Here is a 24,963-nt window from a genome sequence, read left to right as displayed (position 1 = left end):
CCCTTAGTTTTTTAAGCTATACTGAATGCCTGTCTGAAAATCGAATCTCGCATTTTAACGCAAAAGCTATTTTCAATCCACGCACCCCTTTCACAATCCCTCTTAAAACAATCTATTCAAAATCTCTTGAAAAACAAATTTACCGGCCCAATTTCACGCTCATCAAGTAAGTTTTTAAAGAAAGCAGAATTCAATTATGGCAAACAAACAACTCGAGGATTACGGCACCCTGCCCCTCCTACCACTGCGTGACGTAGTGATTTATCCACACATGGTACTTCCACTGTTTGTAGGCAGACAAAAATCCATCGCCGCACTGGAAGCTGCAATGGAAAACGATTCTCCCGTATTTCTGCTGGCGCAACGTGATCCAAACGATGAAGATCCATCGGTTGATAATCTATACCAAGTCGGTACATTAGCCAACGTATTACAAGTATTAAAATTACCAGACGGAACCGTTAAAGTTTTGGTTGAAGGCATTCGCCGTGCGCGCGCAGTTTCCGTACAAACCGGAGAAAACTATTTCTCAGCGCAAACCGAAAATATTGAAGAAAAAGAAAGCAAAAATGCCGATGCAGAAGCATTGCGCCGTGCCATTTTGTCGCAATTTGATCAATTCACAAAATCCAATAAAAAAATTCCGGCTGAAATCGTAAGCACTATCCACAGCATTGAAGACAACGGTCGCCTGGTAGACACCATTGCCGCCCACCTTCAATTGAAGTTGGAATTCCGTCAGATGATTCTGGAAAAAGCAGATATTATCGAGCGCATGGAGTTTCTGCTTGGCCAGCTGGAAGCCGAACTCGATATCTTGCAAGTTGAAAAACGCATCCGCGGCCGTGTAAAGCGCCAAATGGAAAAGTCACAGCGCGAGTATTATCTCAACGAGCAAGTTAAAGCGATCCAAAAAGAATTGGGTGAAGAAGATGAGCGTGGCGAACTGGAAGCTTTGGAAAACAAAATCAAAGCTGCCGGCATGAGCAAAGAAGCAGAAGACAAATGCCTGTCTGAACTTAAAAAGCTCAAAATGATGCCGCCGATGTCGGCCGAATCTACTGTGGTGCGCAACTATATTGATACCTTGCTCGAACTGCCGTGGAAGAAAAAGACCCGTGTTATCAAAGATATTGCCAAGGCTGATTTAGTTTTAAACGAAGACCATTACGGCTTGGAAAAGGTGAAAGAGCGCATCCTTGAGTATTTAGCTGTACAAAAACGTACCGACAAGCTCAAAGGCCCGATTTTATGCTTGGTCGGCCCGCCCGGGGTCGGCAAAACCTCACTTGGCGAGTCGATTGCTAAAGCTACCGGCCGTAAATATGTGCGTATGGCTTTGGGCGGAGTGCGCGATGAAAGCGAAATCCGTGGTCACCGCCGCACCTATATCGGCTCGATGCCCGGCAAAATCATTCAAAACATGATTAAAGCAGGGGTAAAAAACCCGCTCTTCCTATTAGACGAAATCGACAAGCTCGGCAATGATTTTCGTGGTGATCCGGCGAGCGCATTGCTGGAAGTGCTGGATCCGGAACAAAACAACTCATTTGCCGACCACTTTGTTGAAGTAGATTTCGACTTAAGCGATGTGATGTTCATTGCCACTTCCAACAGCCTGAACATTCCGCCTGCCCTACTCGACCGTATGGAAATCATCCGCCTCTCCGGCTATACCGAAGATGAAAAAATCAATATTGCCATGCAATATCTGATTCCCAAGCAGATGAAACGTAACGGCGTTAAAGAAGGCGAGATGGAAATTCAAGACAGCGCTGTGCGAGATATTGTCCGCTACTATACACGTGAAGCAGGTGTGCGTTCTCTTGACCGTGAGATTGCCAAAATCTGCCGCAAAGTGGTTATGAGTGTGCAGTTGAAAGAAGATGCCCAGAAAACCAAAACCCGGAAAACCAAGCCTAAAACCATCGTTGTCAGCGACAAAAACTTACATGATTATCTAGGCGTGCGCCGATTTGACTATGGGGTAGCAGAGAGTGAAAACCGCATTGGTCAAGTTACCGGCTTGGCTTGGACTGAAGTGGGCGGCGAATTGCTTACCATCGAAGCCGCTGTAATGAAAGGCAAAGGAAATATTGTACGCACCGGCAAGCTTGGCGATGTGATGCAAGAATCGATTTCTGCTGCGTGGACGGTCGTGCGCTCACGTGCAGAAGCTTTGGGAATCGCATCGGATTTCTACGAAAAAAACGATGTGCATGTCCACGTCCCCGAAGGTGCCACACCGAAAGACGGGCCGAGTGCAGGTATTGCCATGACTTTGGCCATGGTTTCGGCTTTTACCGGCATTCCTGTGCGCGCCGACGTTGCCATGACCGGTGAAATTACTTTGCGCGGTGAAGTGTTACCGATCGGCGGCTTAAAAGAAAAACTTTTGGCAGCCTTGCGCGGCGGTATCCAACATGTCTTGATTCCCCATGGAAACGTTAAAGATCTGGAAGAGATTCCGCAAAATGTAAAAGAAGGTTTGCAGATTCATCCGGTAAAATGGATAGACGAAGTATTAGCTTTGGGCTTGGAACGCCAGCCTGAAAGCGGCGTGACATCACCCGTTGAGCCGATTAAAGCACCTTCTTTGCCTAAAACAAGGCGGCGCACTAAGTCAAGCGCGAAAGCAACGCAACATTAAAAAAAGTAAAATGTGTTGTAAAGGTCGGATGTAAACGGTTAAAACCGCCGACAAGCCTTACCATTCGTACCTTTTCGCTTGACACCTGCTTTTTATACTTGCTATAAAGGCGCAAATGCAAGAAAACCGTATCTTTCATTAACGCGCTACATTCTCAGCAGATAACCAACCGCTTGAGGGTTTCATAAATTTACAACGATAGAAAGGGACTTAACTGTGAACAAGTCTGAATTGATCGAAGCAATTGCTCAAGAAGCTGATATTTCTAAAGCCGCCGCAACTAAAGCTTTGGACGGTATGATGAATGCTGTAACCAATGCATTGAAAAAAGGCGATACTGTAACTTTGGTAGGTTTTGGTACTTTCTACGTTGGCGAACGCGCTGAACGTCAAGGCCGCAACCCCAAAACTGGTGAGCCTCTGACTATTGCTGCTGCAAAAACCCCGAAATTCCGTGCAGGCAAAGCTTTGAAAGATGCGCTGTAATATCAGTTAAAGGAACATCAATCAGGTGGGTAAAATACCCGCCTGATTTTTTATATAGAGCAGCAGATTCGGATGAAGGGCAACAAAGTGCATTATTGACCTTAGTCGAACGGATTACCCCATATACCCTCATCTGCAAATTGAAGGGCCTCAAAGCCAAAGATACCCGCCCGCTCCATCATCAAGGTATTAAAAGCACATAAAGCCAGAGTGCACATTATTACCATGGGTAACGGCAAAGCATGCTACCCTAAATGTTTTATTTTTAAATCTGTTTCAACCATTAGCACTTGAAATTCGAATTTAAAATCCTGTCTGAAAATTTTCAGATAGGCTTCTTTTATAAGCAAAGCGCTCCCTTTATCTAAAAACAGTTTGCCTAACAAACAAATTTAACTAAAATCATCATCCTATATTCAATTACCGTAATAACAAATATGGGCTTCAAACTTACCCCTATTGATGTGGTTGACAGCATCAGCCGCGAAGATTTCCGCCAACACTATCTCAAACCGCGCCGCCCTCTGGTCATCAAAAACTTGACCCAAAGCTGGCCGGCATACGGCAAATGGTCGCTGGATTATATGAAAGAAGTCATCGGCGACATTACCGTACCACTTTACGACAGCAGCAAAGCCGATCCTGCCGCCCCGATTAATGCAGCCAGCACAGAAATGAAATTCGGCGACTATATTGACCTAATCAAACGCGAACCAACCGATTTACGGATTTTTTTGTTCGACCCCATCAAACACGCACCTTCCCTGCTCAATGATTATGTTTTCCCCAAAGATCTGATGGGCGGCTTTCTCGATAAATATCCCACCATGTTTTTCGGCGGTATCGGTTCCGAAACTTTTCTGCATTACGATATCGACATGGCGCATATATTTCATACCCATTTCGGACGAAAACACATCATCTTGTTCGACTATAAATGGAAAGAGCGGCTCTACCGCATACCCTATGCCACTTACGCCTTGGAAGATTACAGCGTTGAAAACCCCGACACACAACGCTTTCCCGCACTAGAAGGCGTAGAAGGCGTGGAATGCTTCTTAGAACATGGCGACACACTATTTATGCCTACCGGTTGGTGGCATTGGATGAAATACCTTGACGGCTCATTCTCCATCTCCCTGCGCGCTTGGGATGAAAGTTGGGCTGTCAAAGCCCACAGCCTGTGGAATCTTACCGTACAGCGTAAATTCGACAATCTCATGAAAGCCCGCTACCGCCAACGTTATATGGATTGGAAAGAACAACAAGCTGTCAAACGCGCAGAAAAAGCGCTGATCAAAGGCTTACCCCGTTAATATTTCCTAATACAAATGCCTGTCTGAAAACATTGTCAGACAGGCATTCATTTCAAACCTATATTTTACTTTAAAGTAAAACCCATACAATAACACAAAACTTTACTTTTAATAATAGCAAGCGTAATATCCATTTTTTCAGCTCATCAACGCCCTTATAACATGAATCTTACCGACCAGCGCCGTAAAAACCTGCGTCTATGGATAAACCGCCTACACCAAGGGCGGCAATCACTTTTTGCCGCAGAAACCGGTATCAATCAAGGGGAGCTTTCCGCCCTTTTAAAAAACAAACCTTTTGGTGAACGCAAGGCTCGCAAAATCGAACAATCCGCAGGCATGCCCGCCATGTGGCTCGACGGCAACTACTCCAAAACCACATCAACCGCAAGCCCAAACCTTCCAAACTCTCAGAAAACAAACGCCAACACTATGCAAATCTCACCTATATCCGAAATTCTGGCCGACATCAAAGCCGGCAAAATGGTTATCATCACTGATGCAGAAGACCGCGAAAACGAAGGCGACCTTGTTATGGCCGCCCAATTCGTCACCCCGCAAGCCATCAACTTCATGATCAAACACGCGCGCGGCTTAGTTTGCCTGCCTATGAACGATGCTATGGTCGACCGCCTTAATCTGCCGCAAATGACACAAAAAAACGGCGCCCAATACGGCACCAACTTTACTGTTTCCATTGAAGCGGCTCACGGCATTTCTACCGGCATCTCCGCAGCAGACCGCGCCCTTACTATCCAAACCGCCGTATCACCCAACGTAAAACCCGAAGACATCGTGCAACCCGGCCACATCTTCCCGCTGCGTTCACAAAAAGGCGGCGTATTGGTGCGGGCCGGACATACCGAAGCAGCAGTCGATCTCGCTGAAATGAGCGGACTTTCTCCTGCCGGCGTTATCTGCGAAATACTCAACGACGACGGCACCATGGCGCGTATGCCGGAATTAATGAAGTTCGCCGAAGAACACAACCTGAAAATCGGCACCATCGCCGATTTAATCGAATACCGCAGCCGCACCGAAAGCCTGCTCGAAGAAATGGGCGATACTACCGTACAAACCCTTTGGGGCACTTTCCAACAGCATGTTTATGTAGACAAACTCTCCGGTGAAACCCATCTGGCCTTGGTTAAAGGAGAACTATCGCCCGAAACAGAAACTCTTGTGCGCGTACACGAACCCTTCAGCGTGATGGACTTTCTACAAGCCGATCCCAACCATTCCTGGCCGCTGCCTAAAGCGCTGGAACATATCCAAAACGCCGCCAGCGGTGTGATTATTCTGCTGCACCGCACAGAAGACGGCGACGCTCTGCTAGACCGCACCTTGCCGAAAAACACATTCCAAATCAAAAAATGGGATAGAAAAACCTACGGCATCGGCGCCCAAATTCTCGTGGGGTTAAACGTGAAAAAAATGCGCGTGATGGGCAAACCCTCTTCCATGAACGGCCTAACCGGCTTTGGCTTGGAAGTAACCGGCTTTGAAGCCGCACCTTGAAATCATCCGATATAAAAAAACAATGCCTGTCTGAAACAAGCAACGCGAATTTCTGCGAAGCTAAAATTTTCAGACAGGCATTGTTATGTTTTATCAATTGAAATAACACACCGACTTAAAATTTGAAGCGTACACCAGCGGATAATTCATGTGTATGTACTTTCACTGTTTCTATCTTTTGCCAACGGTTGAAGCGATAACCGGCATCCAAAGTCACATTGTTAGAAACTTGAAAACCCACACCGGTCATAATACCCAGTCCGGTTTTTGCTTGTGTGTTGGCATTATGTTCAACATAGCCGTTTTCGTTAATCGTTTCTTTCGTATTGGCTCTGTTAATTGAAGCACGCGCGCCAATATAAGGTTTGATTTTTTCGTTTACATCGAAATCATAAGCGACAGAAAAACCTACGCTTTCCAATTTAACTTTTGATTCGATTTGCTCTTCTTCATCAACCGAAGATATTCTGGCCGTTTTATAACGCGTGTAATCTAATCCTGCACGCACATTATTTCCAAAATCATATCCCACAGTTAAACGCGGGCTGAAACCTTTTACCGAAACAGATTCTTCGTGATTTTTGGCTTTAAACCAAGAACGACCGGCGTCAACTTGAAGATATACGCCGCGTTCTGCAAATGCCGGAGCAGATAGAGCTACAGAAAGCAAAGCAACTAAAGTGAGTTTTTTCATAATATTCCCCAAATAAATAGTTAACAACTTTACAAAAGCGAGGGAAGTTTATGTGAAGTCTGTGACATTTGTAAATTGAAGCATAGAAGATAATCGCAAATGAAATTATTTTTGTACACAATCCACTACAATGCCAACCAAATAAAATTATAACTGAATGATTAATAAAGTTAATTCAAATAAAATATCAAAAAACATGCCTGTCTGAAAATTTTAGCTTCGCAGAAATTCGCGTTGCTCGTTTTCAGACAGGCATTGTTCACTTGATACCCAAATAAGACTTCAAATCTTCCCATATCTTCGGCTCCAGCTTCAAAAGATAATAAAGCATGCCGAGATTGCCCAATGCGGCTAAAAAATAAAGCAGGTTAATGCTGTCAAACAAAAATAAAAGCAAGGCGCTAGCCAAAGCAGCAATAACCATAAACAAGCCGTTCACGATATTGTTGGCGGCAACAGCGTGTGCGCGAAAGCTGTCGCTGCTGGCAGTTTGCAGCCAAGTATAAAGCGGCACGGAGAAAAAGCCGCCGAAAAATCCGATGGTAACCATACAGGCCATGATTGGCAAAGAGCGGGGCTGTGAAAGGAAATACCACACGCCGTTCAGCTCAACATGATGTGTGCCGTAAGTGAGCCACACCAGCAACACCCCGGATAAGGTCAAGCCCACAGTTCCAACAGCAACCAAGCCTAAACGGAGGCGCTCGTGGCTGAGCTTGGCGCATAGTACCGATCCTACTGCAATGCCGATGGAAAACAGCGCAAGCATAAGGTTGAATACATTGTCGTTGCCGCCTAAATGGATTTTGGTAAAAGTCGGCAACTGGGTGGTATAAACCGCACCAATTAACCAGAACCATGAAATACCGATAATCGCAGTATAAAGCTCACGCTGGGCAAATGTGGCTTTCAGCAAGCTCCAAGTGCTGCGGGCAATATTCGGATCAATCCGCACATCCGGCTGTTTGGCGGCTACGGGCGGCATAAATGCGCTGGTTACAAACCCCACAAATGCAATCAAAATAATTAATGTTGCCACCACATAATGACTCATACCGGCAACAAACGTACCCAAAATCTGACCAAACAAAATCGCTAAAAACGTGCCGGACTCAATCAGGCTGTTGCCCATAATCAGCTCTTTATTATTCAGATAATCGGGCAAAATGGCGTATTTCAACGGCCCAAACAAGGTAGATTGCGCCCCCATCATAAACAGACATACCAAAAGCATAGACGCAGACTGAATCAGAAAACCGTAGGCGGCTACCAACATAATCAAGATTTCTAATATTTTGATTATGTTGGCAAGTTTCGCTTTGTCGAATTTGGTGCTCAATTCACCGGAAATCGAAGAAAACAAAAAATAGGGCAAAATAAACAGTAATGCCCCTAAATTCAGCATTTGGCTGGGAGGAAGCCAACCGTTATTGCCCAAACCATAAAAACTGATGGACACAAACAACGCGGTTTTAAACAGATTATCGTTAAATGCGCCAAGAAACTGCGTGCCGAAAAGCGGAGCGAAACGACGGCTGCTTGCAAAATTAAGATTGTCTTTGATCATGTTTGTCTTCTGCCGCAGAATCAACCGGCTTGGATTCGCTCTCTTCAGGGTGATATTCGTCATCGTCCATAATAATCCGGTGCGCCGGGCCTTCCAAATCATCAAACTGGCCGTTTTTACCTGACCACCAGAAAAAATAGCCGATTAAAAACGCCAGAATGATACTCAGCGGTATCAGAATATAAATGCTTTCCATGGTTTACATCATTCCTGTCATATCGCCCAATATCAGCGATTGTGTGCCGATTCTTAAAAATTCATTACGCAAGCTGCCGACTTTCTCAAATTCTTTATAAAGACTAATCTGGTCTTTCTCCACGCGCCAGCAAAACGGCTGCGTTACATCGCCAAACGCTGCCAACACACTCAAAGCTGCCTGATCTTGCGGCTGCGTTTCGCTTTGCAGCTTAACAATAAAACGCCCGCTTTGCGGATGTGCACTTTCATCATCCGGCAACATGATAAAAAAGCCCAAATGCTCGCCTGCTTGGTTATGAATACTGAAATAATGCATGGCTTAAAAATGCCTGTCTGAAAAATCATGAAACATGAGAATTTAAACCCCTTTAAGCCAAGCTGCAAGACACAGGTTATATTTGGCTTGTAAGCAATGTTTTATTTTATTAAGCTGTTTGAAAAATCTTACAAACAGGAATATTACGGCGTATGAACGCTAAAATTAAAAAATTAAAACGTTTTTTCTTACTTCAATTATCATCGCATCTCTCAAGTGTCTGCCAAAACCAGCCGAAATCTTCAAACAATATACGCCGATTACGATAACCTTCCCTTTAGCGAAGCCGAGTTTTTAAAACACACGAGAGACATTCAGAAAGCTGCCGCCGGCCTTGAACCACAACGCACAATCTACTTCGTCAAAGATTGACAAGAAACAAAAGAGCCCGCTCCCAAAGGCTATTTCCGCAAATCATACTGCCTCGAGATAACGGCCTCTATCTGCTGCAAGACTTTTTCCACAACGGCAAAAAACAAACCAGCTTGTTTTACTGCAATTCGGAAAACGATGGAAACACCAGTAATTGTTTTCAGACAAGCATAATTCCCAACAATGCCTGTCTGAAAGCTTGTTTATCCTGCAGCTTCAAAATTTTGCATATCTACTATCTCGCTTTCCTCCAAAATAGACTCTTGAACTTAAGCCGTCTACGACATTTGCATACCATTAATCTTTAAATAATTTGCAAAAAATATAATTTGTTTACAATGTTTGTATAAAACAATGAAATTCTGTTAAATCAATAATAATAGTGGTTTGTTGTTTTACAACCTATCCATTGTTTGTATCTCACCATATCGATTATTGTTTGAACAATCCAACCGAACCATACACAAACTGAATTATTTTAAATTGAGAAAAAATATAAATAAGATTATTATAACTATCAAAATAATATCAAAATAACCAATTCGCAATACTACGGAAAAAGGATTTGCATTATGAAAAAATATTTATTTATTTGTATGTTATTTCCACTTGCCCTTACCGCTTGCCAATCCAGCTCGCCAAGATTTGTCCATTTAGAGCAGCCTGGATATAACCACGGCAAGCTCTATATTTATCGCCCGCATAACTATAAAACCGCCAAAGTCGTTTACGAAGTTTATGCCGGAGATATAAAAATAGGCCATATCCACAATGGCCAGCACATTCATAAAGACCTACCCTTCGGCATTCATAAAGTCCATTTAAAAAATGCGCAAGCATCAATAAACGTACCTCTGCGTATTGATGAAATAAAATGTCTGCGCCTCACATTTAACGAACAGCAGCAACCCGTGTTGCAAAAAATGCTCTATGAACAATGCAAAGTAGACATTCTGTCCACCAAATCATCAATAGTAAGCAATAAGCATTAAATTACAAACTGTCACATCCTCAATAAAAGGGAAAACCATGTATTTCGTCCCCCTGTCCAACCGGAGCGGCATGCTTCAGGTATCGGATACCCACCAAATCTACTGGGAAGAGTCAGGCAACCCAAAAGGCATTCCTGTAATTTTCCTTCACGGCGGCCCCGGAGCAGGGGCATCGCCTTCATGCCGTGGTTTTTTCGATCCCACCGCCTACCGCATCATTATCATTGATCAGCGCGGCTGCGGCCGCTCCCTGCCTTTTGCCGAAACAAAGGAAAACACCACTTGGGACTTGGTGGAAGATATCGAAAAAGTGCGCGCAATGCTCGGTATCAACAAATGGCTGGTATTTGGCGGCTCTTGGGGCAGCACCCTCTCGCTGGCCTATGCCGAAGCCTACCCTGATCGGGTGCTCGGCCTGATTTTGCGCGGCATTTTTCTGTGCCGCCAAAGCGAAATCAACTGGATTAACGAAGCCGGCGGCGTCAGCCAGATTTATCCCCAACAGTGGCAAAACTATATTGCGCCCGTACCGAAAGAAAAGCGCGGCAACCTTGTTCAGGCTTACCACGAAATGCTGTTTTCCAAAGACCACTCCGTTGCCCTTCACGCAGCCAAAGCTTGGGCGGATTGGGAAAGCTGGCTGATTCAGTTCGAGCCCAAACCCGTAGATGAAGATGCAGAAAAATCCCTTGCGATTGCCCGCATCGAAAACCATTATTTTATGCACTTGGGCTGGTTGGAAGGTGAACGCGCCATTTTGCGCAACATCCGCAAAATCCGCCACATTCCCACCATCATCGTGCAGGGCCGCTATGATATGTGCACACCTATGCAAAGCGCTTGGGATTTAAAACAAGTATTCCCAGAAGCAGAGCTGCGTATAGTTCAAGCCGGCCACTCCGCTTTCGACAAGCCCTTATCCGCCGCCCTAATCAAAGCCTGTGATGAATTTGCCGCCCGCCTGCAACATAACGAAGGGCAGGATTATGCAGACTAAAGCAGATTCTGATAAGATTCGGCAGTTTTAAACCATTCAGCAACACTCTTTCAGACAGGCATATGCCTGTCTGAAAAACATTCCAGCAGAAAGCAGCCCGATCATGACTAAAAAACGCGTGCTCACCGGTGTTACCACTACCGGCATTCCCCATTTAGGTAACTACGTCGGCGCCATCCGCCCCGCCATCCGCGCCAGCCAGAGCGAAAACACAGAATCTTTTCTCTTTCTGGCTGATTATCACGGCATCATCAAATGCCACGACCCTGAAACCATTCATCAATCCACCCAAGCCGTAGCAGCCACATGGCTCGCCTGCGGCCTTGATCCCGAACGCACCACTTTCTACCGCCAAAGCGACATACCCGAAATCCTCGAATTAAACTGGATTCTCACCTGCATCACCGCCAAAGGCCTGATGAACCGTGCCCATGCCTACAAAGCCGCCGTGCAGGACAATCTCGACAAAGGCCAGGAAGACCAAGACCATCAAATCGAAATGGGCTTATACAGCTATCCCATTCTGATGAGCGCCGACATCCTTATGTTCAACGCCCACGACGTACCCGTAGGCCGAGACCAAATCCAACACGTTGAAATGGCGCGCGACATCGCAGGCCGCTTCAACCACCGCTTCAAAGAGCTGTTTGTATTGCCTGAAGCCAAAATTGAAGAACATGTAGAAACATTGGTCGGTTTGGACGGCCGAAAAATGAGCAAAAGCTACGGCAACACCATCCCGCTTTTTGAAACCGAGAAAAAGCTGCAAAAATCAGTCAACAAAATCATCACTAACCTGAAAGAGCCGGGCGAACCTAAAGAACCGGGTGAAAGCCCATTGTTTGAAATCTACAAAGCTTTCGCCACCGAGCAGGAAACCCAAGAATTCATACGCATGCTGGCCGAAGGCTTGGCCTGGGGTGAAGCCAAAAAAATCCTCGGCGCCAAACTCAATGAAGAATTAGCGCCCAAACGCGAACGCTACAACGAGCTCACCGCCAACCCCGCGCAAATCGAAGACATCCTGCGAGCCGGCGCCGCACGCGCGCGCAAAGAAGCCCGCGTTTTACTGGAAAAAGTTCGTGATGCAGTAGGCATCCGCGCACTGAAATAATACAGCCTCTACGCAACAATGCCTGTCTGAAAGCTCGCGTTGCTCGTTTTCAGACAGGCGTTGTATATTAGAAAATATTAATTTTCACAGCTATAATACACACCTTTCATTTTGCAGCGAAACCCACACCATGAAACACATCCACATTATCGGCATCGGCGGCACCTTTATGGGCGGCCTGGCAGCAGTTGCCAAAGAAGCAGGCTTCAAAGTTACCGGCTGCGATGCCAAAATGTATCCGCCGATGAGTACCCAGCTTGAAGCTTTGGGCATAGGCGTACACGAAGGATTCGATGCCGTGCAGTTGGATACCTTTCAAGCCGATGTTTATGTAATCGGTAATGTAGCCAAGCGCGGCATGGACGTGGTTGAAGCCATTTTAAACCGCGGCCTGCCTTATATTTCCGGCCCGCAATGGCTGTCTGAAAACGTGTTACAAGGGCGTTGGGTGCTCGGCGTAGCGGGTACACACGGCAAAACCACCACTGCTTCCATGCTGGCTTGGGTGTTGGAATATGCAGGTTTGGCTCCCGGTTTCCTGATTGGCGGCGTGCCGCAGAATTTCAGCGTATCCGCCCGCCTGCCTCAAGCGCCGCGCCAAGATGCGGATTCCGTTTCGCCGTTTTTTGTCATTGAAGCCGACGAATATGACACCGCATTTTTCGACAAACGCTCCAAATTTGTCCACTACCGCCCGCGTACTGCCATTTTGAATAATCTGGAATTCGACCATGCCGACATTTTTGCCGATCTGGCCGCCATTCAAACCCAATTCCACCATTTGGTGCGCACCGTTCCCGCTCAAGGCCTGATTGTCTGCAACGGCGTTGAGCAAAGCCTGCGCGATACACTGGATAAAGGCTGCTGGACGCCTGTTGAATTTTTCGGCGGCAAAGAAGGCTGGCAAATCGGCGCGGTGGATGCAAACGGCGCATTCGATGTGTTGTTCAACGGCGAAAAAGCCGGCCATGTGGCTTGGGACATTATCGGCGGACACAACCGCATGAACGCCCTGGCCGTGATCGCAGCCGCCCGCCACACCGGTGTGGACGTAAAAACCGCCTGCGAAGCCTTGAGCCAATTCAAAAATGTGAAGCGCCGCATGGAAACCAAAGGCCAAGTCAACGGCATCACCGTTTACGATGATTTCGCCCACCACCCCACCGCCATTGCCACCACCGTTGCGGGCTTACGCCAAAAAGTCGGCAGCGCGCGCATTCTGGCTGTATTGGAGCCGCGTTCCAACACCATGAAGCTCGGCACCATGAAAGCCGCCCTGCCGGAAAGCCTTAACGAAGCCGACCAAGTATTCTGCTATTCCGGCGGAGTGGATTGGGATGCGGGAGAAGCCCTGTCGCCGCTCGGCAGCAAATTACATGTCGGCAGCGATTTTGATGCCTTTGTAGCCGAAATTGCCAAACAGGCGCAAAGTGGCGACCATATTTTAATTATGAGCAACGGCGGCTTCGGCGGCATTCACGATAAACTGCTGACTCAATTGAAATGATTCAAGAGCTTCATAAATTTAGCTAGTCTAAATAACCAATAATGCCTGTCTGAATATCTTCAGACAGGCATTATTTTTCATAACCACGCTTATGCTTAACCTAAGCGTGCCACGATTAAAAATAATCTGAAACTTATCTTCTTTACTACGGAGATTAATTTTCCTCTAAAACCGCTTCACCGCCGGAAAGCCCGTTCAACTCATCCTGTGCTTTTTTCACTTCGGCTTCCAAACCTGCGATGCGCTCAAGATAACGTACATAATTGCGTTCGTTGCCATAGCGCACTTTTCTCCCTTCTTCTAACGCACGTTGCGCATCTTTTAATTTTTTTTCTGCTGCTTGGTAAGCCGGATCAGGAGTAGGTTCAGGCTCATATGCCGGCGGCGTGTAATTCACCGGCTTGGCAGGTTCGGCAGAATAAATGCTCGGGTGACCGATGTCGGCTTTTTTGCAGTCTGCCGACTTGGCATCCTGCGTATATACTTTGTTGCCGTAACGATCGGTGCAGGTATAAATTTCAGCGTGAGCGAAAGGCAGCGCAGCCAAATATAGTGTTGATAGAATCAGAGCTTTTTTCATACGTTTTTCCATGTAAGTCATTTTTTAAATTATAGCCGAATTCCGCCCTTAAGCGGTTTGCAGCTTGCTTAAGCACTCTCAGCCAAGTTATACGAAAACGGCATATTCAGCAAATGCCTGTCTGAAAGCTTTTTCAGACAGGCATTTATCTTAAATAAATTCAAAATGTAAGGCCGCATACAAGCCGCCGATATGGTAGAATATTGCCCATTTTTGACAACAGTTTCATTAGGATATCTCAATATGATTTCTACCAACGGCATTACCATGCAGTTTGGCGCCAAGCCGCTGTTTGAAAACGTATCCGTTAAATTCGGCGAAGGCAACCGCTACGGCTTGATTGGTGCCAACGGTTCTGGCAAATCCACTTTTATGAAAATCCTCGGCGGCGATTTGGAGCCGACCAGCGGCGAAGTTGCTATCGAAAACGGCGTGCGCTTAGGCAAGCTGCGCCAAGACCAGTTCGCTTACGAAGACATGCGCGTATTGGACGTGGTGATGATGGGGCACACTGAAATGTGGGCGGCGATGACTGAACGCGATGCCATCTATGCCAACCTCGAAGCCACTGAAGACGACTACATGCGCGCAGCCGAATTGGAAGCCAAGTTCGCCGAATACGACGGCTACACTGCCGAAGCCCGTGCAGCCGAGCTATTGAGCGGCGTGGGTATCGAAGAATCATTACACAACGCCCAAATGAGCGAAGTAGCACCCGGCTTCAAGCTGCGCGTGTTACTGGCGCAAGCATTGTTTTCCAAACCCGACGTATTGCTGCTCGACGAGCCGACCAACAACTTGGACATCAACACCATCCGCTGGCTTGAAGGCGTGTTGAACCAATACGATTCGACCATGATCATCATCTCGCATGACCGCCACTTTTTAAACGAAGTGTGCACCCACATGGCCGACGTGGATTACAACAGCATCACCATCTACCCCGGCAACTATGATGATTACATGCTTGCTTCCGCACAATCGCGCGAACGCGCCTTGAAAGACAATGCCAAGGCCAAAGAAAAGCTACAAGAGCTGCAAGAATTCGTGGCGCGCTTCTCAGCCAACAAATCCAAAGCCCGCCAAGCCACCAGCCGCTTGAAGCAGGCCGACAAGATTAAAGCCGAAATGGTGGAAGTGAAACCCTCTACACGCCAAAATCCTTATATCCGCTTCGAAACCGACGAAAAAGCCAAGCTGCACCGTCAGGCGGTGGAAGTGGAAGGTTTGGCAAAATCTTTTGAAAACACCTTGTTCAAAAATCTCAATTTCATGTTGGAAGCAGGCGAACGCCTGGCCGTTATCGGGCCGAACGGCGCAGGTAAGTCCACCTTGCTGAAACTCTTAGCCGGCGCATATAACCCTGAATATTCCGACGGTATCACTCCGGATGCCGGCACCATCAAATGGGCGGAAAAAGCCAATGTCGGATACTATCCGCAAGACCACGAAAAAGATTTCGATGTGGATATGAACCTCACCGAATGGATGCGCCAATGGGGTCAGGAAGGCGACGACGAACAAGTTATCCGCGGCACGCTCGGCCGCCTGCTGTTCGGCAGCAACGACGTAGTTAAACAGGTTCAGGTGCTTTCGGGCGGTGAAAAAGGCCGTATGCTCTACGGCAAGCTGATTCTGCTGAAACCCAACGTGCTGATTATGGACGAGCCTACCAACCACATGGATATGGAAAGCATCGAATCCTTAAACATGGCATTGGAAAAATACAAAGGCACCTTGATTTTCGTATCGCATGACCGCCAGTTTGTATCTTCACTGGCCACCCAAATCATCGAGCTGGACGGCAAAGGCGGCTACGAACATTATCTGGGCGACTACGAAAGCTATTTGGAGAAAAAAGGTTTAGTGTAAAGCCCAACCCAAGCCCAAAATAAATAATGCCTGTCTGAACAACTTTCAGACAGGCATTATTAAAAACAAACCGCAACCAACACCCAAAGCCACCGGCTTCCTACTACCCTCATATTGGTGATTGAACCGGTTTAGCGATATAATAAGCAGCCCTGCAAAAAGGAAATCTCATGCGAAAAATCCTTCTTGCCGCAGCCATACTTGCCGTATCGGCATGCGGTTTTCATCTGAAAGGCACGCAGCCTTACGATAAACTGCCTTACACCGCATGGCGTGTCGATGGCGGCGCTTTGCAGCAAGTGTTGGAAAACGCATTACGCCGTGCAGACGGTGCGCCCGTTGACGCACCGCAGGCGCAGGCAGTTATCGCCGTAAACCACATTGAAACCCGCAAAGATGTGTTAACCATCACCCGTGCTGCCAATATCAATGAATACCTACTGATTCTGCGCGTTCACGCACAAGCCAGCCGCAATGGTGAAAACTTGGGTGCGCCCATAATCGTAGAAGTGCGCCGCAGCATGGATTATGCCGACAGCGAAGTGCTCGGCAAGCAGGAAGAAGAAGCAACCATCTGGCAAGAAATGCGCCGCGATGCCGCCGAGCAGATCGTGCGCCGCTTGGCATTTTTGAAAGCAGCCCAATAATGAGCCTTTTGCCGATAGAAGATTTAGGCAACCATCTAGCGGGCAACCTAAGCCCGCTTTATGTAATTCACGGCGAAGAAGATTTGCTGCGCGTGGAAGCCCTTGATACCTTACGCGCGGCAGCTAAACAAAAAGGCTATTTAAATCGCGAAGTCTATACCGCAGATACCCATTTCGATTGGAACGAAATGCTTGCCTCAGCCAACAGCATGGGGTTGTTTGCCGATTTAAAACTGATGGAAATCCACATCCCAAACGGCAAACCGGGCAAAAACGGCGGAGATGCTTTACAAAGCCTGTCTGAAAACCTGCCCGAAGATACTGTGGTTATCGTGATTATGCCCAAGCTGGAGCGGGCTCAAGCCCAAGCCAAATGGTTCGGCGCCCTCTCCAAACACGGTACGGTTTTGGAAGCCAAAGCCATAGGTGCGCAAGCCTTACCTCAATGGATTAACCGCCGTTTGCAGCAACACGGCCTGGAAATCGAAGCCGATGCGCTGGCCTTGTTTGCCGAGCGGGTGGAAGGCAACCTTCTGGCCGCCAAGCAGGAAATCGACAAACTCGCCCTGCTTTATCCGGCTGGCCATTTGGTTAATTTGGAAGACGCACAAAATGCTGTTGCCAACGTAGCGCGTTTCGATGTGTTCCAACTGTCTTCAGCCTGGATGGGCGGCGATGCCGCCCGCGTTGTGCGTTTGATGGACGGATTGGAGGAAGAAGGCGAAGAGCCGGTATTGCTGCTGTGGGCCTTAGCCGAAGACATCCGCACCTTAATCCGCCTAACCGCAGCTTTGAAACAAGGGCAAACCGTTGCCAATGTGCGCAACAGCCTACGCCTTTGGGGTGACAAACAAGTGCTGGCGCCCAAAGCCGTAAAACGCATCTCAGCCAACCGCCTGATTGTGGCTTTGCAGGAATGCGCTCGCATCGACCGCATTATCAAAGGTGCGGAAGACGGCGAAGCATGGCCTGCGTTCAAACAGTTAGTTACGGATTTGGCCGTATAAAACAGCTTGAACTGTTTTCACTTTCAGACAGGCACCACATAAATAATGATGATTAGCAAACCATTTCATATCAAATACATTAGATAAAGAAAGAAAAACATGGAACCGAAAATGTTTATCAAACCCGCCATCAGGATTTCGATTTTCGCCGCCGTAGTGATAGGCATCCTGATTTTGTTCGGCGTAACCTGGTGGATTGCCCTGCTTTCCGTGCTCGGCGTGATTGCCGTTGTGGCTTTGATTGCCTACATCGTTATCCGCCGCCAGCGTAAAAAGTTCACCGACACACTCAAAGCCTTCAATATCGACCCGCAATCCGGCCGCGTAAACCCTGCGGATTTAAAACGCATGTACAACAGTGGAGGCGACGCGCAAAAACAAGCCGTATTGATTTACCGCATGGCAAACAATAACTGCCCCGAAGCAGAAGCACATAAATTTTTCAAAAGCATGTCTGTCTTCAACCGCGCCGAGCAAATACAGGAAATCCAAAAAATGCAGGCTCAACAACGCAAAGGCAAGGGCAAAGGAAAAGGCAATATGTTCCGCTAACGCGTCTTACCAAGCATATAAAGCTATGCCTGTCTGAAAAATATTTCAGACAGGCATTGTTGTTAACTCCATCAGCAACAAAACATATGATTTGCCATGCTCAAATATATACCTCTACTGTACCTGCTTAGCGACATTCCCGAAACGATTGCCGACTCTGGTATACCCCACTTTCGCTATACAGACTCACGGCAATGCCATGTTTACACATCCCTCCATACTTGGGGCTCTCTGATCCACATTTTGGTTTCAGAACACAGCCATCCGCTCTTCGGCTTAAATCAAGAGCAGGTTTTAGAAAAACTTGAGCAAGCCATACAGCGCGGCTGCTCATTGGAAGAAAAAGACTTGGCAGAGCTTACCCCTCTGCAAGCAGCCATTTTATTTAATGATGCCGATATGGCTGACTTTTTACTCAAACACGGGGCAAATCCCTACGCCCGAATTCAATTCTCAAATAAAAGCAGAAAAAGCAATGGTAAAAACAGTTTTGAGTTTTTAGATTTACTAATAGAAGCGGAAACAAAATCTTCCCTGCCAAACCCGTCATTTAGAAACCGCAGCAAATTGAAACAGATATTACAATCTTATCAGTAATCAAATAAAACAACGCCTGTCTGAAAAGTTCAGACAGGCATATTTATAAAAATGCAGCTTATATATCAAGCGCGATATAAGGGGAAGAAATGAGAATTCTCATCCAATTCACCTGCTTCTCGGCGGATTTCCAAAAGCTTGTTATAGATTTCTTGATTAAAAATCTTATTGCCAATGTAAAAATCGTACAAACCTTCCGGTGCAAAGCCTTTTTTAAACCGCAATAAATCATCATTGCTACCATAGCCGCCGCCGATAACAAATCTTTTAAACCCATTTGCGTGAGACCATGCAATCATTTCACTCATCAAAAGATAATTGGGCGACTCTTTTAAAAACTCGCGTGAAGTGCTGCTGAGGAAACAGTATGTATTTTCGTTTCCGCCAATCAGCAAGTTCACCGCACCCACCTTGCCTTCTTTTTCTGCAAAAAAATAGTAAATCGGATCGCCCAATTCATGCAGCGTCTCGAAAAACTCTTTATTGAAATAATACATAGAGCGCGCATCATTTCGATCCATTGTGTCGTAATAAACGGGCAGGAATGTATCAATATCTTCCTTAGTATTTCCTACGCGAACAGACCAACCACTCTTTTGAATTTTGCGCACTTTCTGGCGGGTTTTACCTTGGTAGCGGCCAAAAACATCTTCCCAGCTACCCGATAAATCGCACACCACATTAACCATCGGGCTCACAGCATAGCCGTCGTAATGCTGGGCATAGTCAGTAAACAAATTGAAGCGTAAAAATTCGCAAACATAGCCTTTTTCCAAACAATATTGGTTGTAAGCTTTTTGCACTTCATCCGGAAAAGAATCCGTATTGTAAAGGAAACCACCATAACCATAAGGAGAAGACAAATCAAAATATGTGTTCTCTGGGATTTTTCCGCAAAACGGCTGACTCAAAGCAATATCGCGCCGCAAAATAACAGTAGCGGCTCTAACATCACCATTCTCGTAAAATAATAAAATAGGCTGGCTGTCTTTACTATGCCCTGCAGAAGCCTTTACGTAGGCATTTAAATAAAATGGTTCATAAACAGGAAAGCTTCGGATCGTTTTATCCCATAATTCATTGTCCTGAATACAGATTTCAATTAACGTCATGTGTCCGTCCTTTTGTTGAATCTTAAATTTATAATAATTCTTTATGATTATTTTAAAAACTGAAAATCAAAACCAGTAATGCTTCTATAATTATAATTACCGAAAATGATTTAATTGCCCCCTTAAAAGCAATCCAAATCTGAATTTTTGGCAGCTAAATGAAACCCCTTTGTTTACAATTTTTTTACTAATATTTCTTTTTTTTCACAGCATAACAACAAAACTATTTTTTCATTGATTTATGAGAAAAGCGGTGCTTTTTTTAGGAAAATCGGTTGTCCTTATTCATTTTTAACTATATCTACAGTTACAAATAAAAGCTCTTCTCAGAAACTTATTCGTAGGATATTGTATTTTCAACCCATCCTGCCATTATTTTTTGATTATTTCAGGCAATTTTAAAAGCCATTTTTAATGCCTCCTCTGCTTGAAAGACCATATAAAAAGCCGGATAATCCCAAGCTTGTCGCAACCACAACATAAGGATTAAAACATGGCTTCTCCCTTAGCAAACGCCATCCGCTTTTTATCAGTAGACGCAGTGCAAAAAGCCAATTCCGGCCACCCCGGTGCGCCGATGGGCATGGCTGAAATGGCCGAAGTGTTGTGGACGAAATTTTTAAACCATAACCCCGCCAACCCAAAATTCTACAACCGTGACCGTTTCGTGCTTTCCAACGGCCACGCTTCCATGATTCTTTACAGCCTGTTGCACCTTACCGGCTATAACGTATCTATTGAAGATTTAAAAAACTTCCGCCAATTACACAGCAAAACTCCCGGCCACCCAGAATATGGCTACACCGACGGTGTAGAAACCACCACCGGCCCATTAGGGCAAGGCATTGCGAATGCGGTGGGTATGGCGCTGGCGGAAAAAATCCTCGCCGCCGAATTCAATAAAGACGGCCTCGATATCGTCGACCACCACACCTACGTATTCATGGGCGACGGCTGCCTGATGGAAGGCGTGTCGCACGAAGCCTGCTCTCTGGCCGGCACTTTGGGCTTGGGCAAGCTGATTGTACTCTACGACGACAACAATATTTCCATCGACGGTAAAGTAGACGGCTGGTTTACCGAAAACATTCCTCAACGCTTTGAAAGCTATGGCTGGCATGTGGTGCCGAACGTAAACGGCCACGACACCGCCGCCATTCAGACAGCCATCGAAGCAGCCAAAGCCGAAACCGGCAAACCTTCTATCATCTGCTGCAAAACCCTTATCGGCAAAGGCGCGGCCACCAAAGAAGGCAGCCACAAAACCCACGGTGCACCGTTGGGAGCCGAAGAAATCGAAGCCACCCGCAAACATTTGGGCTGGAACCACGGCCCATTTGAAATCCCGCAAGACGTTTACGCCGCGTGGAGCGCCAAAGAAAAAGGCGCAAAACTCGAAGCCGAATGGAACGAAAAATTCGCCCGCTATCAAGAAAAATTCCCCGCCGAGGCCGCCGAATTCGTGCGCCGCATGAACGGCACTCTGCCGGAAAACTTCGATGCCTATGTTCAGACGGCCTTAAAAGAAGTGTGCGACAAAGCCGAAAAAATCGCCACCCGCAAGGCCAGCCAAAACAGCATTGAAATCCTCGCCAAAGTCTTGCCCGAATTTGTAGGCGGTTCCGCCGACCTTACCCCGTCGAACCTTACCGATTGGTCGGCAAGCAAAGCCGTAACCAACGAAAACGGCGGCAACTATATCCACTACGGCGTGCGCGAATTCGGCATGGCCTCCGTCATGAACGGCATGACCCTGCACGGCGGCGTGAAACCCTTCGGCGCAACCTTCCTGATGTTCAGCGAATACGCCCGCAACGCCCTGCGCATGGCCTCGTTGATGAAAATCAACCCGATTTTCGTGTTCACCCACGATTCCATCGGCCTCGGCGAAGACGGCCCCACCCACCAACCCGTCGAACAAACCGCTACCCTGCGCCTGATTCCCAACATGGCCGTATGGCGGCCGTGCGACACCGTCGAATCGCTGGTGGCATGGGCTGAAGCCGCCAAAGCGGCCGACCATCCGAGCTGCCTGATTTTCAGCCGCCAAAACCTGCCGTTTATCCCGCGCAGCCAAGCCCAGCTGGATAACATTAAACGCGGCGGCTATGTCATCAGCGAAGCCGAAAACGGCCAAGCCCAAGCCGTGGTGATTGCCACCGGCTCCGAAGTCGAGTTGGCTCTGAACGCACAAAAAGCATTGGCCGAGCAAGGCATTGCCGTAAACGTCGTTTCTATACCGTCCACCAACGTATTCGACCGGCAAGATGCCGCCTACCGCAACAGCGTACTGCCGCAAAACCTGCCGCGTATCGCCGTTGAAGCAGGCGTTACCGACGGCTGGTACAAATACGTCGGCCTGAACGGTGCCGTAGTCGGCCTCGACCGTTTCGGCGAATCGGCACCGGCAGAACTGCTGTTTAAAGAATTCGGCTTTACCGTAGACAATGTCGTTACCGCAGTGAAAGCAGTTTTGGTTTAATTAACATATTGTTTTTAAAATGCCTGTCTGAAATTTCAGACAGGCATTTTTTGCTTCAAATAAACAAAGAGACGCTCAAAAAATCTAAATATTATGCACGCATTTCTTGACATTTATTTGTTAACAAAACATTATACCAACTTAACACAAAGCTTATTTTGCAATTCCACATGGTAAAAAATATGTCAACAACACACCAAGACCCTTATGCGGGCTACCGCGAACTTACTTTGCGCGGCATGGTTTTGGGCGCGCTGATTACAGTGATTTTTACTGCGTCCAACGTATATTTAGGCTTGAAAGTAGGGCTTACTTTTGCTTCTTCGATTCCTGCCGCCGTGATTTCTATGGCCATTCTTAAATTTGCCAAAGGCAGCAATATTCTTGAAAATAATATGGTGCAAACTCAAGCTTCGGCTGCCGGCACTTTATCAACCATTATTTTCGTATTACCGGGTTTGCTGATGGCCGGGTATTGGAGCGGTTTTCCATTTTGGCAAACCACTTTGCTGTGTATGGCCGGCGGTATTTTGGGCGTAATTTTCACTATCCCTTTACGTTATGCGATGGTCGTGAAAAGCGATCTGCCCTACCCTGAAGGCGTTGCAGCGGCTGAAATTTTAAAAGTCGGCAGCGGCGAGCATAACGAAGAGGAAGAAAAACAAACCGGTGGCAGCGGTATTAAAGATATTGCGGCCGGCGGCGTTTTAGCCGGTGTGCTGAGCTTTTTAACCGGCGGTTTGCGCGTGGTTGCAGACAGTGCAAGCTATTGGTTTAAAGCAGGTGCTGCGATCTTTCAATTGCCCATGGGCTTTTCTCTGGCTCTGCTTGGCGCAGGCTATTTGGTCGGTTTAACCGGCGGCATTGCCATTTTAGTAGGCATTCTGATTGCCTGGGGCGGTGCTGTTCCCTATTTTTCCGCTACCATCCCGCAGCCGGCCGATATGGACATGGCGGCTTACGGTATGCAGCTTTGGAAAGAAAAAGTGCGCTTTATCGGCGCAGGCACCATCGGCATTTCAGCAATTTGGACTTTGATCACCTTGCTAAAGCCTATGATGGAAGGTATGAGGCTTTCATTTAAAGCGATCCGCGGAGGTGCAGAAGTATCTACCGAGCGTGTAGAGCAGGATTTGTCTCCCCAAGCCATGATTTTATGGGCTTTAGGCATGATGGTGACATTGGGTTTCTGCTTTTACCATTTTATTGCTGCGGCTCAAATGCCTGCCGGTATTGCCTGGACTCTGGTAGTAGTATGCACGCTGCTGGCTTTTGTGATTGGCTTTTTGGTCGCAGCCGCCTGCGGTTATATGGCAGGTTTGGTCGGCTCTTCTTCCAGCCCGATTTCAGGCATCGGCATCATTTCGATTCTCACAATTTCATTAGTTTTATTGCTTGTAGGAGAATCTGCCGGTTTGTTTGCGGATGAAGGCAACCGCCAATTTCTGCTGGCATTAACGCTGTTTTGCGGCTCGGCGGTTATTTCCATCGCTTCAATTTCCAACGACAACCTGCAAGATTTAAAAACCGGTTATTTGGTTAAAGCCACACCACGCTTACAGCAAATTGCGCTGATTATCGGCTGTATCGTCGGCTCTATCGTGATTTCACCTGTATTGGAACTCTTGTATCAGGCTTACGGCTTTACCGGTGCCATGCCGCGTCCGAATATGGACGTATCGCAAGCTCTGGCCGCACCGCAGGCCACTTTGATGACCACCATCGCCCAAGGTATCTTCGCGCATAACCTGCAATGGGATTATATTTTCTTCGGCGTAGGCATCGGAGTAACCTTGATTATCGTGGATTTGGTTCTGAAGAAAAGCTCTTCCGCCAAACTAAGCCTGCCGGTTTTAGCGGTAGGTATGGGCATTTATTTACCACCTTCGGTTAACGTGCCCATCGTGTTCGGCGCCTTTTTAGCAGCGTGGATTAAATACCGTATTCGCACACGTTATGCCGATAACACCAACATGCGCCTGAAAAATGCCGACCGCATCGGCACACTGTTTGCCGCCGGTTTAATTGTAGGCGAAAGTTTAATCGGCGTGATTCTGGCCTTTATCATTGCCGTTTCGGTAACCGGCGGCGGCTCCGATGCGCCATTGGCATTGAATCTGGAAAACTGGAATACGATTGCCTCATGGCTGGGCTTGGCGGCGTTTGTAATCGGTATGGTGATTTTTGCCAAACGTGTTTTCAACTCTGCACGCTGAGTTTTAATAAGCAGAATGCCTGTCTGAAAAAGATTTCAGACAGGAGCGGATTCGGATTTGAAGTGCAACTTTCCGCAACAGAAAAAGGCCAGTATGCGGTAGCATACGGCCTTTCCTGACAAGAAAGATTGCCATGAGCTACACACAACTGACCCAAAGCGAACGATACCA

Annotated in this window: 21 protein-coding genes and 1 pseudogene; 16 read left to right on the top strand and 6 right to left on the bottom strand. The window is 47.0% G+C overall.

Going from position 1 to position 24,963, the window contains the following annotated elements:
• The first annotated feature begins 196 nt into the window (after positions 1-196).
• The 5 genes and pseudogenes from lon to ribBA all read left to right on the top strand — a co-directional run bounded on the left by lon (position 197) and on the right by ribBA (position 5,970).
• Positions 197-2,650, top strand: coding sequence for an endopeptidase La (gene lon, locus AKG09_RS08725; RefSeq protein WP_054619067.1), 2,454 nt, complete (start codon positions 197-199; stop codon positions 2,648-2,650).
• Positions 2,651-2,866: 216 nt separating this feature from the next.
• Positions 2,867-3,136, top strand: coding sequence for an HU family DNA-binding protein (locus AKG09_RS08720; RefSeq protein ID WP_009116825.1), 270 nt, complete (start codon positions 2,867-2,869; stop codon positions 3,134-3,136).
• A gap of 74 nt (positions 3,137-3,210) precedes the next feature.
• Positions 3,211-3,412 (top strand): annotated as a pseudogene (locus AKG09_RS12240) (IS30 family transposase); the annotation flags it as partial.
• Between the two features lie 161 nt (positions 3,413-3,573).
• Complete coding sequence (locus AKG09_RS08715; protein ID WP_054619066.1) at positions 3,574-4,452, top strand: cupin-like domain-containing protein; 879 nt, start codon at positions 3,574-3,576, stop codon at positions 4,450-4,452.
• A gap of 162 nt (positions 4,453-4,614) precedes the next feature.
• Positions 4,615-5,970: a bifunctional 3,4-dihydroxy-2-butanone-4-phosphate synthase/GTP cyclohydrolase II gene (ribBA, locus tag AKG09_RS08710; RefSeq protein WP_054619065.1), complete on the top strand. Its 1,356-nt coding sequence runs from the start codon at positions 4,615-4,617 to the stop codon at positions 5,968-5,970.
• Positions 5,971-6,085: 115 nt separating this feature from the next.
• Here the strand turns inward: ribBA and AKG09_RS08705 are convergent, their stop codons facing one another.
• The 4 genes from AKG09_RS08705 to AKG09_RS08690 all read right to left on the bottom strand — a co-directional run bounded on the left by AKG09_RS08705 (position 6,086) and on the right by AKG09_RS08690 (position 8,745).
• Positions 6,086-6,664 (bottom strand): opacity family porin, encoded by a 579-nt coding sequence (locus tag AKG09_RS08705; protein ID WP_054619064.1) that lies wholly within the window; start codon positions 6,662-6,664, stop codon positions 6,086-6,088.
• A 259-nt stretch (positions 6,665-6,923) separates the two neighbouring features.
• Complete coding sequence (locus AKG09_RS08700) at positions 6,924-8,231, bottom strand: MFS transporter (protein WP_054619063.1); 1,308 nt, start codon at positions 8,229-8,231, stop codon at positions 6,924-6,926.
• Positions 8,212-8,427: a cbb3-type cytochrome oxidase assembly protein CcoS gene (gene ccoS / locus AKG09_RS08695; RefSeq protein WP_054619062.1), complete on the bottom strand. Its 216-nt coding sequence runs from the start codon at positions 8,425-8,427 to the stop codon at positions 8,212-8,214. Before ccoS ends, AKG09_RS08700 begins: the two co-directional genes overlap by 20 nt.
• 3 nt (positions 8,428-8,430) lie before the next feature.
• Positions 8,431-8,745 carry a hypothetical protein gene (locus AKG09_RS08690; RefSeq protein WP_054619061.1) on the bottom strand — a complete coding sequence of 105 codons (315 nt, stop codon included), beginning with the start codon at positions 8,743-8,745 and terminating at the stop codon, positions 8,431-8,433.
• A gap of 944 nt (positions 8,746-9,689) precedes the next feature.
• Here AKG09_RS08690 and AKG09_RS08685 point away from each other — a divergent pair.
• The 4 genes from AKG09_RS08685 to mpl all read left to right on the top strand — a co-directional run bounded on the left by AKG09_RS08685 (position 9,690) and on the right by mpl (position 13,727).
• Positions 9,690-10,109 carry a hypothetical protein gene (locus tag AKG09_RS08685; protein ID WP_054619060.1) on the top strand — a complete coding sequence of 140 codons (420 nt, stop codon included), beginning with the start codon at positions 9,690-9,692 and terminating at the stop codon, positions 10,107-10,109.
• Between the two features lie 37 nt (positions 10,110-10,146).
• The gene (gene pip, locus AKG09_RS08680; protein ID WP_054619059.1) at positions 10,147-11,106 is read left to right on the top strand and encodes a prolyl aminopeptidase; all 960 of its coding nucleotides are present in this window, start codon (positions 10,147-10,149) and stop codon (positions 11,104-11,106) included.
• 103 nt (positions 11,107-11,209) lie between these two features.
• Positions 11,210-12,220: a tryptophan--tRNA ligase gene (gene trpS / locus AKG09_RS08675; protein ID WP_054619058.1), complete on the top strand. Its 1,011-nt coding sequence runs from the start codon at positions 11,210-11,212 to the stop codon at positions 12,218-12,220.
• A 130-nt stretch (positions 12,221-12,350) separates the two neighbouring features.
• Entirely contained in the window at positions 12,351-13,727 is a 1,377-nt protein-coding gene (gene mpl / locus AKG09_RS08670) for a UDP-N-acetylmuramate:L-alanyl-gamma-D-glutamyl-meso-diaminopimelate ligase (RefSeq protein WP_054619057.1), read from the top strand.
• A gap of 154 nt (positions 13,728-13,881) precedes the next feature.
• On the opposite strand, the gene AKG09_RS08665 is transcribed toward mpl, so the two are convergent.
• Positions 13,882-14,307 (bottom strand): DUF4124 domain-containing protein, encoded by a 426-nt coding sequence (locus AKG09_RS08665; RefSeq protein WP_054619056.1) that lies wholly within the window; start codon positions 14,305-14,307, stop codon positions 13,882-13,884.
• A 243-nt stretch (positions 14,308-14,550) separates the two neighbouring features.
• Here AKG09_RS08665 and AKG09_RS08660 point away from each other — a divergent pair, with 243 nt between their 5' ends.
• The 5 genes from AKG09_RS08660 (at position 14,551) to AKG09_RS08640 (ending at position 18,982) form a co-directional block, all read left to right on the top strand.
• On the top strand, positions 14,551-16,179 hold the full coding sequence (locus AKG09_RS08660; RefSeq protein ID WP_054619055.1) for an ABC-F family ATPase: 1,629 nt from the start codon (positions 14,551-14,553) through the stop codon (positions 16,177-16,179).
• 170 nt (positions 16,180-16,349) lie between these two features.
• Positions 16,350-16,826, top strand: a complete 477-nt coding sequence (gene lptE, locus AKG09_RS08655) for an LPS assembly lipoprotein LptE (RefSeq protein WP_054619054.1) — start codon at positions 16,350-16,352, stop codon at positions 16,824-16,826.
• Positions 16,826-17,833, top strand: a complete 1,008-nt coding sequence (gene holA / locus AKG09_RS08650; RefSeq protein ID WP_054619053.1) for a DNA polymerase III subunit delta — start codon at positions 16,826-16,828, stop codon at positions 17,831-17,833. The genes lptE and holA overlap by 1 nt, the downstream gene beginning before the upstream one ends.
• Positions 17,834-17,932: 99 nt before the next feature.
• Positions 17,933-18,385 carry a hypothetical protein gene (locus AKG09_RS08645; RefSeq protein WP_054619052.1) on the top strand — a complete coding sequence of 151 codons (453 nt, stop codon included), beginning with the start codon at positions 17,933-17,935 and terminating at the stop codon, positions 18,383-18,385.
• Between the two features lie 96 nt (positions 18,386-18,481).
• The gene (locus AKG09_RS08640; RefSeq protein ID WP_156320830.1) at positions 18,482-18,982 is read left to right on the top strand and encodes an ankyrin repeat domain-containing protein; all 501 of its coding nucleotides are present in this window, start codon (positions 18,482-18,484) and stop codon (positions 18,980-18,982) included.
• 65 nt (positions 18,983-19,047) lie between these two features.
• Here the strand turns inward: AKG09_RS08640 and AKG09_RS08635 are convergent, their stop codons facing one another.
• Positions 19,048-20,094 (bottom strand): GNAT family N-acetyltransferase, encoded by a 1,047-nt coding sequence (locus AKG09_RS08635; RefSeq protein WP_054619050.1) that lies wholly within the window; start codon positions 20,092-20,094, stop codon positions 19,048-19,050.
• 493 nt (positions 20,095-20,587) lie between these two features.
• On the opposite strand from AKG09_RS08635, the gene tkt reads away from it, so the two are divergent.
• A complete protein-coding gene (tkt, locus tag AKG09_RS08630; RefSeq protein WP_054619049.1) occupies positions 20,588-22,576 on the top strand; it encodes a transketolase in 1,989 nt (662 codons plus the stop codon).
• Positions 22,577-22,758: 182 nt separating this feature from the next.
• Positions 22,759-24,792 (top strand): OPT family oligopeptide transporter, encoded by a 2,034-nt coding sequence (locus AKG09_RS08625; RefSeq protein ID WP_369814091.1) that lies wholly within the window; start codon positions 22,759-22,761, stop codon positions 24,790-24,792.
• Positions 24,793-24,963: the final 171 nt, after the last annotated feature.

It is taken from the genome of Neisseria sp. 83E34, assembly GCF_001308015.1.
GTDB lineage: Bacteria > Pseudomonadota > Gammaproteobacteria > Burkholderiales > Neisseriaceae > Neisseria.
The sequence above is the reverse complement of the archived record's forward strand: the minus strand, read 5'-3'. Positions and strand labels throughout refer to the sequence as shown.

Bases quoted from the DNA above. Each gene is read 5' to 3' on its own strand.
- AKG09_RS08625 (WP_369814091.1), top strand. From the start codon at position 22,759: ATGTCAACAACACACCAAGACCCTTATGCGGGCTACCGCGAACTTACT.
- lptE (WP_054619054.1), top strand. From the start codon at position 16,350: ATGCGAAAAATCCTTCTTGCCGCAGCCATACTTGCCGTATCGGCATGC.
- AKG09_RS08640 (WP_156320830.1), top strand. From the start codon at position 18,482: ATGCTCAAATATATACCTCTACTGTACCTGCTTAGCGACATTCCCGAA.
- AKG09_RS08635 (WP_054619050.1), bottom strand. From the start codon at position 20,094: ATGACGTTAATTGAAATCTGTATTCAGGACAATGAATTATGGGATAAA.
- AKG09_RS08645 (WP_054619052.1), top strand. From the start codon at position 17,933: ATGGAACCGAAAATGTTTATCAAACCCGCCATCAGGATTTCGATTTTC.
- mpl (WP_054619057.1), top strand. From the start codon at position 12,351: ATGAAACACATCCACATTATCGGCATCGGCGGCACCTTTATGGGCGGC.
- AKG09_RS08690 (WP_054619061.1), bottom strand. From the start codon at position 8,745: ATGCATTATTTCAGTATTCATAACCAAGCAGGCGAGCATTTGGGCTTT.
- tkt (WP_054619049.1), top strand. From the start codon at position 20,588: ATGGCTTCTCCCTTAGCAAACGCCATCCGCTTTTTATCAGTAGACGCA.
- ccoS (WP_054619062.1), bottom strand. From the start codon at position 8,427: ATGGAAAGCATTTATATTCTGATACCGCTGAGTATCATTCTGGCGTTT.
- ribBA (WP_054619065.1), top strand. From the start codon at position 4,615: ATGAATCTTACCGACCAGCGCCGTAAAAACCTGCGTCTATGGATAAAC.
- AKG09_RS08705 (WP_054619064.1), bottom strand. From the start codon at position 6,664: ATGAAAAAACTCACTTTAGTTGCTTTGCTTTCTGTAGCTCTATCTGCT.
- AKG09_RS08700 (WP_054619063.1), bottom strand. From the start codon at position 8,231: ATGATCAAAGACAATCTTAATTTTGCAAGCAGCCGTCGTTTCGCTCCG.
- AKG09_RS08715 (WP_054619066.1), top strand. From the start codon at position 3,574: ATGGGCTTCAAACTTACCCCTATTGATGTGGTTGACAGCATCAGCCGC.
- pip (WP_054619059.1), top strand. From the start codon at position 10,147: ATGTATTTCGTCCCCCTGTCCAACCGGAGCGGCATGCTTCAGGTATCG.
- lon (WP_054619067.1), top strand. From the start codon at position 197: ATGGCAAACAAACAACTCGAGGATTACGGCACCCTGCCCCTCCTACCA.
- AKG09_RS08685 (WP_054619060.1), top strand. From the start codon at position 9,690: ATGAAAAAATATTTATTTATTTGTATGTTATTTCCACTTGCCCTTACC.
- AKG09_RS08660 (WP_054619055.1), top strand. From the start codon at position 14,551: ATGATTTCTACCAACGGCATTACCATGCAGTTTGGCGCCAAGCCGCTG.
- AKG09_RS08665 (WP_054619056.1), bottom strand. From the start codon at position 14,307: ATGAAAAAAGCTCTGATTCTATCAACACTATATTTGGCTGCGCTGCCT.
- trpS (WP_054619058.1), top strand. From the start codon at position 11,210: ATGACTAAAAAACGCGTGCTCACCGGTGTTACCACTACCGGCATTCCC.
- holA (WP_054619053.1), top strand. From the start codon at position 16,826: ATGAGCCTTTTGCCGATAGAAGATTTAGGCAACCATCTAGCGGGCAAC.